This window comes from Bacillus alkalisoli (genome assembly GCF_002797415.1).
GTDB classification, from domain to species: domain Bacteria; phylum Bacillota; class Bacilli; order Bacillales; family Bacillaceae_I; genus Bacillus_CD; species Bacillus_CD alkalisoli.
This window is the reverse complement of the sequence record NZ_KZ454944.1, coordinates 551,117-569,684: the sequence shown is the minus strand read 5'-3', so window position 1 is coordinate 569,684 and position 18,568 is coordinate 551,117. Positions and strand designations below refer to the sequence as shown.

The following is an 18,568-nucleotide window of genomic DNA, read 5'->3' as shown; positions in this document are numbered from 1 at the left end:
CTCCTATAACTCCTTACTAGTGTTTGTTGAACTATGGTTATGTCTCATCTTAATAACCCTGTTACAACTCTAGTAGTGGCATTTCCGTCCTCTAGCCTACAGAATCTTTTGTGAAACTCAAGTAAGTTATTTTGAACTTCAAAGTTTGATTTTTGAATACGAATAATTTCATCTATAAGTTCCTTTGTATTTACAACTAAATTTCCAGGTGCATTTTCCTCAAAATCAAAATAAAAACCTCTTAACTTGTCTCGATATTGTTTAATATCATAAGTAAAAAAGATAATAGGTCTTTTTAGGCATAAGTAATCAAAAAACACTGAAGAATAGTCGGTAATTAATATATCAGAAATTAAATATAACTCCCTTATATCATCGTGTTGTGAAACATTTATTGCAAAACCTTTATAATCTGTTAAGTTTAAAGTATCAGCAACTAAATAATGCATTCTAAACAATATTATATATTCTTCACCTAATTTTTTTCTGATTTCATCAATATCCATTTTCAAATCAAATTTATAACGTCCTTTAGAAAAGTATAAATCATCTCTCCATGTAGGAGCATACATTATTATTTTACTATCCAAAGGAATGCCCATTTTCATTTTAATAGAGTTAATCGTTTCATCATTATTTTGATTAATTAATAAATCATTTCTAGGATATCCAGTTTCAAGTATTTGACCATTATAGTTAAATGCTTTTTTAAATATTCTAGTTGAATAACTGTTGGGAGAAATTAAATAATCCCATTTTCGTGTTTCTTTAATAAAGTTTTCTTTATATGCCTCTGTTGTTGTTCCAGGCATTCTAATTTCTTCAATGTCCAGTGCTAATTTCTTCAATGGCGTACCATGCCAAGTTTGAAGGTATAGTGTATTTCTTGGCTTTGTAATCCAGTTTGGCATTCTACTATTAGAAATCCAAAACTTCGCTCTAGGAACTAGAAATAACCATTTGATTGATAACCTTTCAAGGTATGGGATTCCATTTTGTTTAAATTTTTCTTTGTACCTTTTATCGACACTCCAATACAGCTTATATTCTGGATGCATCTCTTTAACATATTCGTATATTGATCTCGGGTTACAACTATATTGTTTCCCCAAGTAACTTTCAAAAATAATGATATCTTTTTTAGGCAATAAACCTAACACATTAAAAATGCCTTTATAAAATTTTATAAAAGCATTTTTAAATAAACTACAATTAAATGTCACCATTACTTGCCTCCAAGTGTTTCGTGATAACTTCAATTATTTTTTTTAATATATTTGATAAGATTCTCAGATGAATTACCTATAGAGTATTCATTCCAACTTAATGAAAATTGCTTAGTTTTATTTTCTTTAAATTCATTTTGCTTAATAATCTTTATTATTTGTTCCGTTTTATAAACAACAGGAAAGGGTATGTTGTCCATATAACCTTCAATCAATCCTTGTGTAATTTTATATTCTTCTAAATCATACACAAAAAATATTATAGGTTTATTTAAAATAGAAAATTCGCAAGGTAAAGATGAGTAATCTGTTATTAAATAGTCTGTTATAAGTAACAATTCATTTGTACTATTATAATCAGAAAAATCGTATATAAAATTCTTATATTTTTCTTCTATCGTTATATTTTTTCTAATCATTGGATGTAATTTGATAATTAGTATGAAATTGGAGAGTGATAACTCATTGTAGAGTTTTTCTATTTCCAATTCCAGTTGGTGCTCCTTCAATTGCTGTTTTCTAAAAGTCGGTGCGTAAGTGATCACTTTCTTTTCTTTGAGATTAGGATATTTTAGATAAATTTCATTTCTCACATGATTCATCAAACAGTTATCATAAAAAAAGTCAGTTCTTGGTATCCCTGTGCGTAATATATTTTGTTCTTGTATACCAAAAGATTCTTTAAATATATTAGCCATCTTTTCAGAACCGACAACTATTTTATGGAATTTTGAGTAGACACGCTTAAATCGCTTAATCGCAGATTTACTTCTTTTATAATTTGATCTATCTTTTAATCCAAATTGCTTAAAAGAACCCACAGCATGCCAAATTTGTATACACTCTACGCTTTTTCTAAAGTTTATTGATGATAAAAAACCATAGTAATTGTCTATAATAATATGTTTTGATGTTGATAAATGATATATAGAGTTAAACCAGTGTACTAAATTAAATGTTTCAAACCTTCTAACCTTTAATTCAGGATATTCATTGCTGAAAAATTCATATGTTAATGGTTTACAAAGTAATATAACCTTATATTCTAAGCTCTGTTTTCTAATCTCTTTAATTAAATAATTACAATTCTCCGTATAAGAAACAACAAAAGTTAGTTTTTTTTGTAAGGGAAATAACTTAAAAATATCAAAAAAAATTTTGAATAGATGTAAATAACAATTTAGTACTACTTCTCTATACATTAGATATAGCTAACAATCCTAGTTCTTTTTTTATCTTGGTAGTTGATATACTAGCTGTTCTTGGTAAATAAATTACTTGACAATAGTCTTCCAAATAATTAAATTTCCCTTTCCAATCATCACCCATTACAAAAACATCAATATTATAATTGAGAACATCTTCTATTTTCTGATCCCAATTGCTTTCAGGGATAACATTATCTACAAATCTTATAGATTCTAAAATTAATTTTCTATTTTCATAGCTATGAAAAGCTTTTTTATTTTTAATTGAGTTAAATTCATCAGTAGACAATGCTACCGTTAAGTGGTCTCCTAATTCTTTTGACCTACTAAGTAGATTTATATGTCCCCAATGAAGCAAATCAAATGTTCCATAAGTAATAACCTTCTTCATTTCTTACTTCCCCCAAGTATATTTATTATTCTCTTATTTCATATTTCATTTTTACTGTTAATTCCACTGTTAATATATTATAATATTGTAGACTTTTATAAAAGAATGTCAATTAGTATTAAGGAATTGTAAATATTTGTAGTTTAAAATCAAATAAAATATTAACAAATAATTACTTGTATATAAAATTGTAAAAATGTAAAACTAAAGTTAAATTATATAGTCCGAGGTATTTGATATGATTAAGACAGTAAGTATTATTGGATTTAATTTTGTTAATAGTACAATGAAGGAGCTCTTACAACTTCTAGATGATAGAATTTCGACCAATACCAAAACTTTCATAGTTACAGCAAATCCAGAAATAGTCACTTATGCCAATTCCAATAAAGAATATAAAAGTTTAATTAATGATGCTCATTTTATTATTCCCGATGGTGTAGGAATAATCTGGGCAGCCAAAATTTTGGGTAATCCATTAGTTCAACGTTTACCTGGGTTTGAGTTAATGGAAGAGTTATTGAAACTATCGAATGATCGTAAATACAGTATTTACTTTCTTGGTACAAAACCAAATTTGATTGATAAAGCAGTAGAAAATATTAATACTAAGTATCCAAAAATCAAAATAGTTGGATTTCACCATGGTTATTTTGATTCAAAAAATTCTAATATCGCAGACGACATTGCACGCCTAGAACCCGATATAGTTTTTGTAGGAACAGGTTTTCCAAAACAAGAGAAGTGGATTGCTCAAAATATTCATAAATTTAATAAAGGGATTTTTATCGGTGTGGGCGGTTGTTTTAACGTATGGGCTGGTTACACAAAGAGGGCTCCAAAACCTTGGAGAGACTTGAATCTTGAGTGGGCTTATAGAATTATTAACGAACCAACACGACTGAAAAGAGCTATAGCTATTCCAAAGTTCATGATAAATATAATTACAGAAAAATATAGAAGTTAATAATTTTCGAATTGAAATTTATTAATAACTGAGCATTTTAAAAGAGAAAAGCGTCAGCTTAAAAACTGACACTTTTCTCTTTATTTATTCACAACAAACATAGACTTCACTATGATGCTTTCTCCTAACTTTGGACACTCTTCAAATGGAGCTTCCAAGAAGTAGGTCTGTTATTAGTTATTCTAATTAGTGATTAGGAGTTTTGTGTAATGTTGTAATAACAAATATTCAATACTCGATATTTTGCAAGTGTTCCTTACAAAGTTCACGTTCTTATATATGTTAAAATTGATTAAGGTAAAAAAGATGTCAAAGTAAAAACAGCAAAAAACAGTTCCTAAAAACTTAATATATGACGAACTTTTTGATGACTTTTTTGCACATTATGTACTATTCTTTTTTTAATAATGTCAGTACAACTAACCTTGTCACTATGTTGCTATTAAAATTCGCAATTATAACGGAAATAAATACCAACTCAATTGTTTCAATAGAATTTACAAATACTTTTTCTCTTTTCTCATTAACAATAGAAAGCTACACGCACTAAGCGTGTAGTTTTTTATGTTATATAACTTAATTATAGTGTTAAGTTGAATTGTTGATTAAAAAGAAAAATCTATTTAAAGAACAGGGTTATGATTATTTTTTTTCCAACTTGACTATACTTTTAGATAAAAAGAAGGAGGAGAAAAGATGTTAAGAATTAGTTTATTACTACTTTTATTATCAACTGTTTTAGTAGTTTCTATGAACTCAACAACTAATGTTTCACCTATGAAAACCCGAAGTGATACGTCCTTTCTCGTAAAACAAACCCCACCTGAGAGTTTTTGGATAAGCGAAAATGTAGTAGAGGTGTGGAGTTCACAAAGTAATAGTTTAGAAGATATTATTACGAATATATATAAAGATAAAGTTGAACAGATTCTACTTTCTCACAAAAGCGAGAAGGAAAAGTATATTAACACCTCATTAAGTGAAACTTCTGCTGCAGTTTTTACGACTAATTATTTGAAGCGAAAAGAATTAGTTGAGAAAGAACTAGCAGCTTTAGAAATAGTCTTTTATGAATGGGAATCTGAATTAATTAGGAATAATCTATCAACTGAACGGGTAAAGGAATATAGGAATGTAGTAGGAAAGTTTTGATATATACTAGTATGTCGGACAGGATGACTATTTCTCCATACATATACTCTCGTATTTTGTTTCTTATTCTTTTAACTTCTTCTAGTTATGTGTGATTTCGGAATATTTTTTTGATAGAAAACATAGAGATAAAATATATAGAAGAAAGAGGGCGAGGAAATGGCGGCTTTATCAGAGAGAATTATGCCTTATATAAGGAAGATAAAAGTTCGTGAAATTGATTGGAATGGCATTAGTGAGTTTTTCCATTCGTTTTGGATTAGGTCGATAATAATTATTGGGTTATGCCCTATTTTTATTGCTATCCCTTCATTAACCTTTTTGTTGGCCAGGGATCATGGTTCTATTAGTATGTATTTACTTTCATTTATTTTATTGGTTCCATGGATACTTATACCTTGCTTGTTCATCTTGCATATTTCTAATCGAACCAAGCAGGGAGAGATTTTAGCGTATTCAGTGAGCGGATTGTTTTTTATTACTTATATTATTTGGATTGTTGTTTTAGGTAAGTTTTGGTGATACGACAAAAAGGGATTGTGCTACATATAGCGCAATCCTTTCTCCTTTACTCTTCCTTTTTGACAAAATAATCAATAATATATTGCGCCCATGCATCATGACCAGATTGATTTGGGTTAGAGCGTTCGTTATTTAAGTAATTTAATACTTCCGCATCAGTATAATCTGGCCAATTCTCCCAATGATTTAAATATATATAACCTTTTGCTAAAGCATATTCTCTTAATGCTTCCTCTTCCCCTGGGTAAAATCTAGCATTATGAATTGGAATGGATGGTTGTAAGAGTACAATTACATTTTCATTTAAATTTTTAAAATCTTGAATCATTGTTTCTAAGTTTGCCAATCTGTTAGGTACTGCAATAAACCCGTTATCATTAATTGTAAACGGTTCTAATAGAATAATATCTGGTGTGTTTGTTATATTATTAATATGTAAGTTATTTTCTACTACCTCGTTACTCCTCTTACCTTCGAGCTCCACAATAGAGATGGTAAATGTTTCACCATAAGTTTCCTCAAGTTTTTCACCTACTATCTCATGCCATACAGTATATTCATTAGAACTCAATCCTCTTGATCCTATAATAACTAATTTAACTTCCTTGTCATTTGCTATACGGTTAACAAGCAACTCCCTTATAGGCGAGTCTAACTTTCTTGCATAGTCTATGGAAGTCATTAAATTATCTTGTATCGGTTGTTCGCTTTTTACTGTTTCCTCATTAATTTCATTTTTAATAGTCACAGATGTTTGTGTTACTGCATTTTTTAATTTTGTGTCCCAATGGATTTGTCCATATACCAATGCTCCTAAACATATAAATGCAACTATTATCATGAATATATTCCTCATTTTACCACCTCTACCCTAATATACTAAAAAAAGTAGTCACTTTTCTACAAATCCGAACAAAAATATGAAAAAACGAAACTTTTTATATAGAAATTCGTTATACTTATTGTTTTATTTTGTCGAACTGACTATAATCAACTTTGAATTGCAAAATTACAGTTAAAGGAAGCTGATTATGATAAAATCATTCACAAATAAAAAATTACTTTGGACGATTGTCGGTATTTTTAGTGTTGCAACTATCGCAGTTGGTATTTATGCATTTACTATATATAAATCTTTAGAACAAACTGTTGCAAACATGCATGAGCCATTGAATCGTGACGTGCCTCAACGAGTAGTTTTTAAGAATAAAGAACCTCTTTCATTCTTAGTATTAGGAGTGGATGAGCGCCCTGGAGACCGTGGTCGATCTGATACGATGATTGTTTTAACCGTTAATCCTAATAAGAGGTCAATCCAGATGGTTAGTATTCCTCGGGACACAAGAACGGAAATTATCGGACGTGGCTATTTAGATAAAATTAACCACGCATATGCTTTCGGTGGAGTGGAAATGTCTGTAGATTCAGTGGAAAACTTCTTAAATATCCCAATCGACTATTATTTCAAAGTAAATATGGATAGTTTCAAAGATATTGTAGATGTAGTTGGTGGAATTACGGTTAATAATCCGCTAGAGTTTACGCAAGGTGGGCAAACGTTTAATAAGGGTTCTATTGAAATAGACGGTACAGGAGCATTAAACTTTGTTCAAATGAGAAAACAAGATCCCCGCGGTGACTTCGGTCGACAAGAGCGTCAACGTTTAGTATTAAAAGGGGTTATTGATCAAGGGGCTAGCTTTTCTTCTATTACTAGATTTGGAGATATTTTAGATGCTTTAGGAAATAATATTAAAACGAACTTAACATTTGATGAAATGATAGAAATTCAAGCGAATTATAAAGATGCTAGACATAACCTGGAACAGCATGAAATTAATGGATCTGGAGAAACAATAAATAAAGTGTGGTATTTAGTCGTACCAGAACCTGAACGCGTACAAATTTCTAATATACTTAGAGAACATTTAGAATTAAAATAAGCTAAAAGGAAAGCCTTAGACAATCGTCTAAGGCTTTGTTCTTAATAAATTGTACATTCTTTTTCTATATGACTATATCCAATTCCGATATATTCAACACTATCATTATTGTTTAAATCCAAAATGCAATTCCTACCATCAAAAATAACTGGATTATTCATATACTTTGCGTATTCTTCTATAGGATAACTCGCTATCTCATCCCATTCCGTTAAAATAAACACCATATCTGCTCCTGAGATACACAACTCAATCGATTTGCAGTACTGAACGTGAAAACCAATCTGTTTAAAATTGTCTATAGCAATAGGGTCATATACTTTAACTATCGCACCCTCTTTTATCAATTCTTCAACCATTACGATCGAAGCTGCTTCTCTTATATCATCTGTGTTAGGTTTAAATGCTAATCCGAGCACGGCAACTTGTTTCCCTATTAAATTGCCAAACTTAACTTTTGCTTTATGCAACAATACTTTTTGTTGTTTTGCGTTTACATTTATTACAGCTTCTAACAAATGAAAGCGGTGGTTCACGTCACCTGCAATTTGAACAAGTGATTTCGTATCTTTTGGAAAACATGATCCCCCATATCCAATCCCTGCTTGGAGAAAATGTGATCCAATTCTACGGTCTAAACCAACGCCTTTTGAAACACTATTAATATTAGCCCCAACCTTTTCACAAATGTTAGCGATTTCGTTTATAAAGCTTATCTTTGTTGCTAAGAATGCATTTGATGCATACTTAATCATTTCTGCACTTCGAATGTCTGTATGTAAAATAGGAATGTTTAACGGGCTATAAAGATTATCAAGCTTTATTTTCACATGTTCTTCTTCTGTTCCTAGTACGATTCTATCTCCTTGGAAGAAATCATGTATTGCAGAGCCTTCTCGTAAAAACTCTGGGTTAGAAGCTAGATAAAATTGTTTATTTGTTTTATTTTTTATTCTCGATTTTATTTTTGCGTTTGTACCTACTGGTACTGTACTCTTTATTACTACTACTGTCTCCTCTTTCATATTTAATGCTATTTCATCAGCAGCCTGTTCAATATAAGTTAAATTTGCAGAACCATCGCTGTTTTCAGGTGTACCAACCGCAATGATAATAATGTCAGCATTATCATAGGCTATTAAAGCGTTAGAAGTGAATTGAATGAACTCTTCTTCTAATACAGAAGACAATAGATTCTTTAAACCATTCTCATGTATCGTAACTTCTCCATTATTTAGCTTCTCCACTTTTCGGTCGTCTATATCGTAACAGACAACATGATTTCCTAACTTTGCTAAACAGACTCCCGTAATCAAACCTACATATCCAACTCCTACAACGGTAACATTCAAAGGCTTTGCACCCCCTATTTTTGTACAAAATAATTTTTCATAAGAGAGATTAAGTATTTTTCTAATGGCTCTTTTAAGTCGTTGTCCTTTAATGCATGTTCAATTGTTGCTTCTATAAAACCCATTTTATCCCCAACATCGTACCTTTTTCCTTCAAATCTATATGCTAAAACACGTTGCTTTTTACTTAACATGGAAATAGCATCTGTTAATTGTATTTCTCCACCTGTTCCCACTGGTAGAGTTTGAAGGATGTTAAATATATCTGGAGTCAAAATATACCGACCCATTATCGCTAATGTAGATGGAGCACATTCTATCTCAGGCTTTTCAACTAAACTCTTAATGTCACAAACTTTCTCATACATATCATTAGATGGTTCTACTATTCCATACTTACTAACTTCTTCCTCGGTAACTTGTTGTACTCCGATTACAGAACATCTATACTGATCATACATATCTATCAATTGCCTTAAACAAGGGGTACCCTCATTTCTGACAATATCATCTCCTAATAACACCGCAAAAGGTTCGGTTCCAATAAATGTTCTGGCGCAACTTATCGCATGCCCTAATCCTTTTGGCTCCTTTTGGCGTATGTAATGAATATTGGCTAATTTTGCAATGCTTTGTACAATCTCCAATTGGGACCACTTCTCTTTTTTATATAAGGTTTCTTCTAATTCATACGATTTGTCAAAGTGATCTTCAATGGCACGCTTGCCTCTGCCTGTTACGATGATAATATCTTCTATACCCGAAGCTACTGCTTCCTCCACAATATATTGAATGGTTGGCTTATCGACGATTGGTAACATTTCTTTTGGCTGTGCTTTTGTTGCTGGCAAAAACCTTGTACCTAGACCGGCTGCCGGAATAATTGCTTTTCGAATTTCCACTTTACCATCTCCATTCGTATTCTTATTTTCATTTTATGAGAAAAACGTTTAATACATTTGTATTCACTGTAAATATTTTGTTAATTTTTAGAAAAAAGAACGTAAAAAGAGCGTAGCTATTTACACTACACTCTTCACTCATTTTATATACAATTTTTCGGCGGATTTTAAAATATACCAAACAACTTCTTCTTCTTCACTCGCTCTGGTGCTTCTTTGTAGATTGTTTCGCCTTCAACTAAAAGTTCGGCATTTTCCATGAACATGTATCTTATGCTCTTTCCGTACTTAGCTTCAATTTCTTCATACGCTTCGGCTAAGAAAAAGGATCTCGTTTTAATGTTATGAGCATCCGATGCAATGAAATGCGTTAAATTTGCTTCGATTAAGTTATGCGTGAATTTTTTTATGTTCTTCCCAAACTTCCCTACTAGACTAGAAGCGGTGATTTGTGTGCATGCCCCTTTTTTCACTAATTGGTAAAGTTTATCTGGATTAGAAATGAATTCGGCGTTGCGCTCTGGGTGAACGATGACTGGAATTAAACCGTTTAATTGTAAGTCAAACAACAACTTTTCTGTATAAAGTGGTACAGAATTGGAAGGTAATTCGATGAAGATGTACTTTCCTTTATCATTAGCTGTTAAAATGGACCCCTTATTATATTCCGCAACTAATTCACCAATAATCCGGCACTCTTGTCCAGGTAAAATGGTGAGATCTATTCCTTCCTTTGCTAAACGTTCGTTTAATTCTATTACTTTATTTAATATTGTCGTTTTATCGTTTTCAAAACTACCATTTAAATGATGCGGAGTAGCAACAATCGTTGTTATCCCTTGTTTAACAGCCTCTCGCGCCATTTCCACACTTTCTGTCATATGGCTAGCTCCATCATCTAAAGAAGGTAGTATATGGCAATGAATATCTATCATATGACCTACTCCTCGACCTAGTCTTTTTTACTATTTTAATAGTAACATAGTGAAATAATTATTTCATTAGCATCTTATGTCTAGTTTTGTCGAACTGTTGTGGGAGTTTATAACATTATTCTAATATAGTCTAGACCCTATCACTTGTTGGCCTAAAAGAAAAAGCATGTACAGTATAAATGCACATGCTTTTCTTAAGGTTTTTTCGGTTTAGCATATAGAATATATCGGTCTGGTGCATTTCCGACAAAACTAAATGGATAGCATGTCGTTAATAGTAAATCTTTTTTTTCTTTTTGTAATGTAATAATAGATAGATCATCCGCATCCACTATTTTATAATCATAAATTTCGTAAACGAAATCACCATACGGCATTGCGACAACAAATTCGTCGCCCATTTGCAGTTCACCTAGTCTTCTAAAAACAGTATCACGATGACCAGACAATACAATCTGCCCAATTTCTCCAGGGTACGATGAACCTGTGTAATGGCCTACCCCTTTTTCAAGGTCATCTGGATCTGTACCCGCAACGATCGGTAGTTTGGCGTTAATTCTTTCAATTTGTAATAATCCAACAACATCTCCGAACTCTGGATTCCAGTCATCCGGTTTTGTTAATAAATCGTCTTCATTGGCACTAGCTCTATTGGAGATTATATCTAACGCAACTTCCATCGCTTGCTCTGTCTTTTTGTCCATTTTTATTTTTTCAAATAATCCGTATCCAACAAAAGAAAGCCCAGCAATGATAAAAATAATGGCAACTGCCATGCTCTTTTTCATTTAACTACCCTCCGATTCTTTTCTTTCATTTAGTATAAAGCATTGATTAGAATGTAGAAAGTACGTCTGCAAATTTCATCATTAAAAATGGGAGACTGGCAGCAAGTAAATGACAAACAATTAGCGCAACATGATAAAACTTTTGTCGTGGTATTTTTAGTAACAATGGGATTAAGATGAGAGCTAAACCGATTAAGCTAATGTATGTATAATATTGTGATCCTAGTTCGTTTCCAAATCTGATAATGAGATAGAAATATCCAACGATACTAACGTTATAAAGTAGTAATAATAAAGACAAAATAAAGCAAAGGCCATTAAATACTTTTTTGACATTTTCTAATGTAAATATACGTCTCATTGATTGTTCATCCTTCCAGTAGTGCTTTATGTACGAAATATTCTAAATTTATATTACTTTTATCATATAAATTATTTGGGTGAATGACAATGGTTTTCTTTTTTATATGCTATCTTAAAGACCGCAGTTGATTTCCGTGCAAGGCTTCGCTTTCCGCGGGCGGGCCGGGAGCCTCCTCGACGCATTCGCGCCTGCGGGGTCTCCCGTTTCCCGCTACTCCCGCAGGACAAGGAAGGCTACGGCAGCGATTCATCGCACGAAGAAAATGCGGTAGCATTTTCGAGGAGTCTCAGCCTTGCACGGAAATCAACAGCTAGATTATTATATACATTCGCATCATTCATTAACTATTCCCAATAGAAAAAGAGGCTGCCCCTATTCAGCCTCTTTTCTATCTTCTTTCGAATGCAATGAATGTGTCAAAGCCGTCTGTCCTTAGTCGTGTGGCTAGGTTTTCGGCGTTTCGTTTTTCTGAGAAAGCACCTACTTGCACTTTGTACAGTCCTTGATCTAAAAAGACGAACGTGCTGTAGCCTCTGCTTTGTAAACGGCGCTCTAGATCGGTTGCATTTTCTTTTGCTCGGAATGCGCCAACTTGCACTTTGTATAGACCACTGCCTGGAGGTCTAGTGACTCCGCCAACTTGCGGCCTTAGTCTTAGATTATAGTAAGCTACTAAACCGTCAACAATTGCTTTTGCACATGTGCGACGATAACTTTCCGTTTTTAATAATTGTGCTTCGGGATAATAGGTCATGAAACCACATTCACAAAGGATAGCTGGCATGTTCGTTTCTCTTAAAACATGGAAGTTCGCTTCTTTCACACCTCGGTCTTTTCGTCCTGTCGCTTGAATTAATGAACGGTGAACCGTTCTTGCCACTCCAATCGACCTTGAGCTTGTCACATTGTGCACATACGTTTCTATTCCTTGAGCTGTATTCCAGCCTCCATTACCAAAAGCATTTGCGTGAATTGAGACGAATACATTTGCTCCCCAGCTGTTAGCTCGGTTCGTTCTTTCTTGAAGTTGAACATCTCGTTCATCTGAATGTGTGAACAACACTTGCACGTTTTCATACCGCTGTAGTTCCTCTCGAGCGTAAATGGCAACAGCACGATTAAATTCATATTCCCGCATACCATCTGGCGTTCGTTTACCTGCCGTTTGATAACCATGACCTGCATCTAATACAATTTTCACACGCTTTCACCTCTTCATCATCTATTTTTACTACAGTCTATTCCCATTCACCTGAACTGGTTTCATAATTGGGTTTATGCCCAATGCTGAAAGGGAAAAACTAAGTTGTAACCTTGTAACTTTTTATACTAAATCACGTCTAAGTTTTCAAAGGGACAAACAAAGTGTTTTCCATCTTATCTACTAGCCATATGGAACATATGCTTTATAAAAAAGAATGAAACTGGAGGGCTAAACATGAAAAAATGGGCGTTTTTATCCATAATATTTTTACTAATTCTTTCTGCATGTGGGACAGGTTCCACTTCACCAACGGAACAACCCCCTACAACTGGTAGCGGAGAAGAAAAGCGCAAAGAAGTAGAAGATCCAAGAGAAGTGTCAGAGGAATTACAAAGTACAGCTGAGTTTAAAGGAGAAACATTTATTTTTACAATAACGAACGAAACTGGCGGAGATGTTGATATTGTCTTTTCTTCTGGTCAAGAGATTGATTACATTGTGTTTGATAGTAATGGTGCAAAAGTGAAACAACTTTCGGACGATATGATGTATACGCAAGCTATTAGAGAAACATTGTTAGCCGAAGGCGATTCGCTAACGTATGAAGTTCCAATGGAAGAAGTGACAGATGACTTACCGAACGGTTCGTACACCATTACATTTATATTCACAGCGGATAAACATACAGAAGCTACAACAGACTTCAACATCGCGATCGATTAATTACACGCTGCACGGTTGTTTAACTCTCTCAAAAAACCTATAATAAAAAGAAGGGCTCCGTCCCACAAACAAGGTCTACCTAACATGTAGGCCTTTTCCTTTGGAAATATAAAAAATCAAATTTAATATTTGGGTGTTTTAGTGTTTTTTCAAACCCATAACTAGCTGTTGATTTCCGTGCGAGGCTGAGACTCCTGCGGGAGAAGCGGGGTGCGGGAGACCCCACAGGCGTTTGCGCGCCGAGGAGGCTCCCGACCCGCCCGCGGAAAGCGAAGCCTTGCACGGAAATCAACAGCGGTCTTCAACGCAGACTATAGAAAAAGGACGAACCACAAGGGGTGAAAAGTAAAATGGATCAGTTTGCTACATTATTAATGGAAGAATATCCGCTAACAAACACCCATAATCGTGAACTGTTAAAAAACGGGCTCCAATTATTCCGGGAAAATTCGGTCATAAATGCATACGAAGAAGGAACGAACATTTTCGGAAAAGTTCGCGATCGCTCGCAAGTTCGTCACGTTTTAATGGACAGTGACTTATTGGAACTTAGCCGCTGTTCCTGTGGAGCAAACACCATTTGCCAACACCAAATAGCGGTTTTCGTGTCCATTTGGGCCGAAACAAAACCAGTATCCCAATTAATCGAACAATGGAAACAAGCCGGCAACAATAACACGATACAAAATTTAGTTTCTACATATAAGGAAGACTCCTTAAAAAGTTGGCTAACCTTCGTCAACGCAGAACATGAACAATTTAAACGATCGATGCCGCAAAATAACACATATTTAACTGGCATCGTCCACGTTTTTTATCACCAAATCCTTAAAAAAGCGCCAAAAGTTGCGGAAATTAGTCCGCTCTTCAAAGTGCATGCTGCGATTTTTTGCATGGAACAAGTGATAAAGGAAGAAGAACATCATCCTCGTGCTTACATCGAAAGTGTATTAAATCATTTTGTTGAGCTTGCAGAGAACGAAACGCGTGCTTTACTTCATCACGCGATGTCCTTTGGGCTTGATGACTTATTAAAAGAAAGTAGAAGTATTGCACGTGAATTTTACCTATCTGAAGACGAAGCGTTCCTAAAACAAAAGTTTATGATGTTCGAGCAACTTTGGAGCGATGTTTATTCACGCCGTAATTGGACGTCAGCTGAACTAGCTGAATTAACAGGTGTAAGTTTACCTGTTACATTAGCGAAAATACATATGAATTTTCTATTAAAAAAAGACAAAGAAGCCATCTCCCTACTGAATGAGTTAAACGACGAAGCAGCCCCTTTTGTTTTTTATTGGCTTGCAAAATTAGCAGAGAAAAACGCTTGGAAACAAATGATGGATTGGCTTGAACAGACAGATAACATGTTGTTTACCTATATTCATAACGAGCCTGGCTATTACGAAAAACGCAGGCTAGCTGGGAAGTTGTTAAATTATATAAATGAAGCGACAAACGAAACAGAGAACGACGCTTTTTACATACACGCATTAGAAAAACTAATGCCATATAGCTACAGAGAATTTGAATGGCATCTGTTTGAAACGGAACAGTTTTATCATTGGACAGATTTGCAGTTATGGTTAGGTTTTGATATTAGTTCGATTGATTCCTATAAACTAAAAGAAATTATGAAAACACGTCCTGCTGCCTTACTTCCGCTCTATCATCAATGTGTGGAGAAAACCGTGGCTGAACGGAATCGTAAAAGCTATAAGTTAGCTGTGAGATATTTGAAAAAGCTACAGCAAATATATAAAAAAGAAAAAAAGCTACACGTATGGGAAACATATTTTGAGCAATTCCAACAACGAACGAAACGCCTTCGTTCTCTCCAAGAAGAAATGGTTAAAGGAAAGATTCTTACATGATAAACAATTTATTAATCCAAACAAATTACATAGAAGATACGAACCAGTTTTTCTTGTTTGCCGAAGATAACGGACGTGTTGTTGCTCCGGAACAGTACGTTTCCTTTTTATTTACGTGGCATGAAAGTTCTTTCTATGGAACGAACGTAAAAATAGAAAGCTTTGATGGGGTAAACGGTATCTTTATCTCTCCTTACGAAGCATTGGAACTTTTTACGGATATGAAAGAAAATTCCTTTTTCCATGTAGAGTGGTGTGATCAGTCAGAACTTTTTAGACTACTCGCTCCGACGATGACTCAATTTTTAGAAGAAAAGATGATAGAGCCTGATTTTCGTTCATGGAAGCACGGAGAGTTTCAGTTTACACTCACCGAAGATGCACATGCTTACATAGAAAAAAATAATCTATTGTCCCCTCATTTATCTTTTTTAGAAGAGTGGCTTACTTCTGTTATGTTTGAGTTATTAAAAGAAGAAAAGGTTGAGTTTTTACGACCATTTTGGCCGAGTGTGGAAAAGTTCTCCCTCGCATTATTAGAAGACGAAAAGTTAAGAGAGTTGTATCAAGAGAAAGAAGATTGGCTATGGGACATTGGCTGGTATAAAGATACGACTCCGTTTACTGTCGGCTTACGGATTGTGGAGCCAGAAGAAGATGAAGTGGATTGGAAGTTAGAAACACTATTAAAAGATAAAAAGTCAGAAACGTTATATGTTTACGGTGTTGACCGATTGCCAGCTAAATATAAAGGCGCGTTGGATAGTGTTGTGCGGACGTACAATAAATGGGCGCATGTGACACCAACCCTATTTACGGCAGGCGACATAAAAGGTTCGTTATCTGAAGATTCCGCGTGGCATTTTCTCATAGAAGATAGTGAGAAGTTAATGCAAGTTGGAGCGTTTATTTTGTTGCCTTCGTGGTGGCAGGCTGTAAGGGAGTCGCGCTTGAAGGTGAAGGCGCGGGTAACGACGCCGAAAGTAAGTGGAAAGTCATTTGTCGGTTTGCAGTCGCTCGTGAACTTTGAGTGGCGTTTTTCTACTAAAAATAAAGAGTTGTCTGAAGAAGAGTTTTTGGCGCTTGTCGAACAGAACCGTCGTCTTGTACGAATTGGAGGAGAATGGGTCGCGCTTGATCCTTCGTTTATTCATCAAATTCGCAAAATGATGGAGGAAGCGGAGCAAAAAGGGATTTCGTTTGAGGATTTGATTAAAAATAGTGCGCAGTCTGTCGTGGGTGCGGACGGTTTGGATGACAACGCAGTTTCGGATATGACGATCGAAATGACGGGTGAAGTGCAAAAGCTTTTCAAGAAGTTGTATGAAGGAAAAGAAGTTCAATCATTTGTTACACCAGCAGGGTTTCAAGGTGAGTTAAGGCCGTACCAGCAGCACGGGGCTGGATGGCTCATGTTTTTGCGAAAGTATGGGTTTGGGGCTTGTTTGGCCGATGATATGGGACTTGGGAAGACGATACAGTTGATAGCGTACTTTTTAACGTGTAAGGAAGAAGGTGTGGATGAGCCTGTCCTTATTGTTGCGCCAACTTCTGTGCTTGGTAACTGGCAGAAGGAACTGGAAAAGTTTGCGCCATCGTTGAATGTTATGTTGCATTACGGCGGGAATCGTGCGAAAGGTGACCGTTTTGTTGAGTCCATTCAAGGTGCGGACGTTGTGTTAACGTCGTATGCAATTTCTTATTTAGATGTCGAAGAGTTAACACGTGTTCGTTGGTCGACGGTTTGTTTGGATGAGGCACAAAACATTAAAAATAGTGATACGAAACAGTCGCAAGCTGCCCGAAAGTTGCGGGGCGAACATCATATTGCGTTAACAGGTACGCCGATGGAAAATAGATTGGCGGAACTGTGGGCGATTTTTGATTTTATTAATCCAACGTATCTCGATTCTTTAGGTGCGTTTCATCGTCAGTTTGTTGTGCCGATTGAGCGGGAGCAAAATAAAGAAAAAGTAGGTCAGTTACAAAAGTTAATTCAGCCATTTTTATTGCGTCGAACGAAAAAGGATGAGCAAGTGGCGCTTAATTTGCCTGACAAACAAGAGCAAAAAGAGTATTGTCCATTAACGGTGGAGCAGGCATCGATTTATGAGCAGTTAGTGAAAGAGACGTTAGATCAAGTGAATAAGTTAGCGGGAATTCAGCGTCGCGGGCTAGTGTTGAAGATGCTTGGGCAGTTAAAGCAAGTGTGCAATCATCCTAGTTTGTATTTGAAAGAGACTGAGTGGCGTGATTTGGTTTCTCGTTCTAATAAGATGGAAAAGCTTGTGGAGTTAGTGCAAAACATTGATGAGCGTGAGGAAAGTTGTCTCATATTCACCCAGTATATTTCGATGGGTAATATGATTGTCGATACGTTAAGTGAGTTGCTTGGTGAGAAGGTGGAGTTTTTACACGGAAGTGTTGTAAAGGGTAACCGCGACAAGTTAATTGAACGATTCCAAGCTGGCGAGTTTAAAGTGCTCGTTTTGTCGTTAAAGGCTGGTGGAACTGGGCTTAACTTAACTGCAGCAAATCATGTTATTCATTATGATCGTTGGTGGAATCCTGCGGTGGAAAATCAAGCTACAGATAGAGCGTATCGAATTGGACAGAAGCGTTTTGTACATGTGCATAAGTTTATTACAACAGGTACGTTAGAAGAGAAAATTGATGCGATGATTGATAGTAAGCAGTCGTTGAATGACCAAATTATTACGAGTGAGAATTGGATTACGGAGCTTTCCAATGAAGAGTTGGCTGAGTTGTTAGTGTTAAGGTAACGTTGATGGTTGAGGCTGGGACAAAAAAGCCTTGGGAGTTCATTTTGGCTTTGAAATTTGGTGTCTTTGAACTTCATATGGCTTATGAAGTTCATTTTGGCTTTGAAATTTGGTGTGATTGAACTTCATAAGGGCTATGAAGTTCATTTTGGCTTTGAAATTTGGTGTGATTGAACTTCATAAGGTTTATGAAGTTCATTTTGGCTTTGAGATTTGTTGTTGGTGAACTTCATA

At 34.9% G+C, this 18,568-nt stretch carries 17 protein-coding genes; 7 read left to right on the top strand and 10 right to left on the bottom strand.

The window, feature by feature from the left end:
- Window positions 1-44: 44 nt before the first annotated feature.
- Genes CDZ89_RS02670 through tagD form a run of 3 tightly spaced genes read right to left on the bottom strand, consistent with a single transcriptional unit; the run spans window position 45 to window position 2,825 of the window.
- Window positions 45-1,226: a CDP-glycerol glycerophosphotransferase family protein gene (locus CDZ89_RS02670; protein WP_100333182.1), complete on the bottom strand. Its 1,182-nt coding sequence runs from the start codon at window positions 1,224-1,226 to the stop codon at window positions 45-47.
- Window positions 1,227-1,255: 29 nt separating this feature from the next.
- Window positions 1,256-2,428, bottom strand: a complete 1,173-nt coding sequence (locus CDZ89_RS02665; protein WP_100333181.1) for a CDP-glycerol glycerophosphotransferase family protein — start codon at window positions 2,426-2,428, stop codon at window positions 1,256-1,258.
- Window positions 2,421-2,825: a glycerol-3-phosphate cytidylyltransferase gene (tagD, locus tag CDZ89_RS02660; RefSeq protein ID WP_100333180.1), complete on the bottom strand. Its 405-nt coding sequence runs from the start codon at window positions 2,823-2,825 to the stop codon at window positions 2,421-2,423. Before tagD ends, CDZ89_RS02665 begins: the two co-directional genes overlap by 8 nt.
- A 238-nt stretch (window positions 2,826-3,063) precedes the next feature.
- On the opposite strand from tagD, the gene CDZ89_RS02655 reads away from it, so the two are divergent.
- The 3 genes from CDZ89_RS02655 (at window position 3,064) to CDZ89_RS02645 (ending at window position 5,466) form a co-directional block, all read left to right on the top strand.
- Window positions 3,064-3,792 (top strand): WecB/TagA/CpsF family glycosyltransferase, encoded by a 729-nt coding sequence (locus tag CDZ89_RS02655; RefSeq protein ID WP_100333179.1) that lies wholly within the window; start codon window positions 3,064-3,066, stop codon window positions 3,790-3,792.
- 696 nt (window positions 3,793-4,488) lie between these two features.
- Window positions 4,489-4,944, top strand: a complete 456-nt coding sequence (locus tag CDZ89_RS02650; RefSeq protein WP_100333178.1) for a hypothetical protein — start codon at window positions 4,489-4,491, stop codon at window positions 4,942-4,944.
- 159 nt (window positions 4,945-5,103) lie between these two features.
- On the top strand, window positions 5,104-5,466 hold the full coding sequence (locus CDZ89_RS02645; protein WP_100333177.1) for a hypothetical protein: 363 nt from the start codon (window positions 5,104-5,106) through the stop codon (window positions 5,464-5,466).
- Window positions 5,467-5,512: 46 nt separating this feature from the next.
- On the opposite strand, the gene CDZ89_RS02640 is transcribed toward CDZ89_RS02645, so the two are convergent.
- Entirely contained in the window at window positions 5,513-6,322 is an 810-nt protein-coding gene (locus tag CDZ89_RS02640; RefSeq protein WP_157842667.1) for an SGNH/GDSL hydrolase family protein, read from the bottom strand.
- Window positions 6,323-6,497: 175 nt separating this feature from the next.
- Here CDZ89_RS02640 and tagU point away from each other — a divergent pair, with 175 nt between their 5' ends.
- Window positions 6,498-7,409: a polyisoprenyl-teichoic acid--peptidoglycan teichoic acid transferase TagU gene (gene tagU / locus CDZ89_RS02635; protein WP_100333175.1), complete on the top strand. Its 912-nt coding sequence runs from the start codon at window positions 6,498-6,500 to the stop codon at window positions 7,407-7,409.
- Window positions 7,410-7,450: 41 nt separating this feature from the next.
- On the opposite strand, the gene CDZ89_RS02630 is transcribed toward tagU, so the two are convergent.
- The 6 genes from CDZ89_RS02630 to CDZ89_RS02605 form a co-directional block, all read right to left on the bottom strand.
- Window positions 7,451-8,761 carry a UDP-glucose dehydrogenase family protein gene (locus CDZ89_RS02630; RefSeq protein WP_100333174.1) on the bottom strand — a complete coding sequence of 437 codons (1,311 nt, stop codon included), beginning with the start codon at window positions 8,759-8,761 and terminating at the stop codon, window positions 7,451-7,453.
- 14 nt (window positions 8,762-8,775) lie between these two features.
- A complete protein-coding gene (gene galU / locus CDZ89_RS02625; protein WP_100333173.1) occupies window positions 8,776-9,663 on the bottom strand; it encodes a UTP--glucose-1-phosphate uridylyltransferase GalU in 888 nt (295 codons plus the stop codon).
- 167 nt (window positions 9,664-9,830) lie between these two features.
- Entirely contained in the window at window positions 9,831-10,598 is a 768-nt protein-coding gene (locus tag CDZ89_RS02620) for a tyrosine-protein phosphatase (protein WP_100333172.1), read from the bottom strand.
- Window positions 10,599-10,792: 194 nt separating this feature from the next.
- The gene (locus CDZ89_RS02615) at window positions 10,793-11,386 is read right to left on the bottom strand and encodes a class D sortase (RefSeq protein WP_100333171.1); all 594 of its coding nucleotides are present in this window, start codon (window positions 11,384-11,386) and stop codon (window positions 10,793-10,795) included.
- Between the two features lie 46 nt (window positions 11,387-11,432).
- Window positions 11,433-11,747, bottom strand: a complete 315-nt coding sequence (locus CDZ89_RS02610; RefSeq protein WP_096156563.1) for a hypothetical protein — start codon at window positions 11,745-11,747, stop codon at window positions 11,433-11,435.
- A 391-nt stretch (window positions 11,748-12,138) separates the two neighbouring features.
- A complete protein-coding gene (locus CDZ89_RS02605; RefSeq protein WP_096156561.1) occupies window positions 12,139-12,951 on the bottom strand; it encodes an N-acetylmuramoyl-L-alanine amidase in 813 nt (270 codons plus the stop codon).
- Between the two features lie 237 nt (window positions 12,952-13,188).
- Between CDZ89_RS02605 and CDZ89_RS02600 the strand changes: the two genes are divergently transcribed.
- The 3 genes from CDZ89_RS02600 to CDZ89_RS02590 all read left to right on the top strand — a co-directional run bounded on the left by CDZ89_RS02600 (window position 13,189) and on the right by CDZ89_RS02590 (window position 18,334).
- The gene (locus CDZ89_RS02600; protein ID WP_096156560.1) at window positions 13,189-13,677 is read left to right on the top strand and encodes a BsuPI-related putative proteinase inhibitor; all 489 of its coding nucleotides are present in this window, start codon (window positions 13,189-13,191) and stop codon (window positions 13,675-13,677) included.
- A 350-nt stretch (window positions 13,678-14,027) separates the two neighbouring features.
- Window positions 14,028-15,551: a hypothetical protein gene (locus tag CDZ89_RS02595; protein ID WP_100333170.1), complete on the top strand. Its 1,524-nt coding sequence runs from the start codon at window positions 14,028-14,030 to the stop codon at window positions 15,549-15,551.
- Window positions 15,548-18,334, top strand: a complete 2,787-nt coding sequence (locus CDZ89_RS02590; protein WP_100333169.1) for a DEAD/DEAH box helicase — start codon at window positions 15,548-15,550, stop codon at window positions 18,332-18,334. Before CDZ89_RS02595 ends, CDZ89_RS02590 begins: the two co-directional genes overlap by 4 nt.
- The last annotated feature ends 234 nt before the right edge of the window (window positions 18,335-18,568 follow it).

Coding starts and splice junctions, on each gene's coding strand:
- CDZ89_RS02670 (WP_100333182.1), bottom strand. CDS start 1,226: ATGGTGACATTTAATTGTAGTTTATTTAAAAATGCTTTTATAAAATTT.
- CDZ89_RS02665 (WP_100333181.1), bottom strand. CDS start 2,428: ATGTATAGAGAAGTAGTACTAAATTGTTATTTACATCTATTCAAAATT.
- tagD (WP_100333180.1), bottom strand. CDS start 2,825: ATGAAGAAGGTTATTACTTATGGAACATTTGATTTGCTTCATTGGGGA.
- CDZ89_RS02655 (WP_100333179.1), top strand. CDS start 3,064: ATGATTAAGACAGTAAGTATTATTGGATTTAATTTTGTTAATAGTACA.
- CDZ89_RS02650 (WP_100333178.1), top strand. CDS start 4,489: ATGTTAAGAATTAGTTTATTACTACTTTTATTATCAACTGTTTTAGTA.
- CDZ89_RS02645 (WP_100333177.1), top strand. CDS start 5,104: ATGGCGGCTTTATCAGAGAGAATTATGCCTTATATAAGGAAGATAAAA.
- CDZ89_RS02640 (WP_157842667.1), bottom strand. CDS start 6,322: ATGAGGAATATATTCATGATAATAGTTGCATTTATATGTTTAGGAGCA.
- tagU (WP_100333175.1), top strand. CDS start 6,498: ATGATAAAATCATTCACAAATAAAAAATTACTTTGGACGATTGTCGGT.
- CDZ89_RS02620 (WP_100333172.1), bottom strand. CDS start 10,598: ATGATAGATATTCATTGCCATATACTACCTTCTTTAGATGATGGAGCT.
- CDZ89_RS02615 (WP_100333171.1), bottom strand. CDS start 11,386: ATGAAAAAGAGCATGGCAGTTGCCATTATTTTTATCATTGCTGGGCTT.
- CDZ89_RS02610 (WP_096156563.1), bottom strand. CDS start 11,747: ATGAGACGTATATTTACATTAGAAAATGTCAAAAAAGTATTTAATGGC.
- CDZ89_RS02600 (WP_096156560.1), top strand. CDS start 13,189: ATGAAAAAATGGGCGTTTTTATCCATAATATTTTTACTAATTCTTTCT.
- CDZ89_RS02595 (WP_100333170.1), top strand. CDS start 14,028: ATGGATCAGTTTGCTACATTATTAATGGAAGAATATCCGCTAACAAAC.
- CDZ89_RS02590 (WP_100333169.1), top strand. CDS start 15,548: ATGATAAACAATTTATTAATCCAAACAAATTACATAGAAGATACGAAC.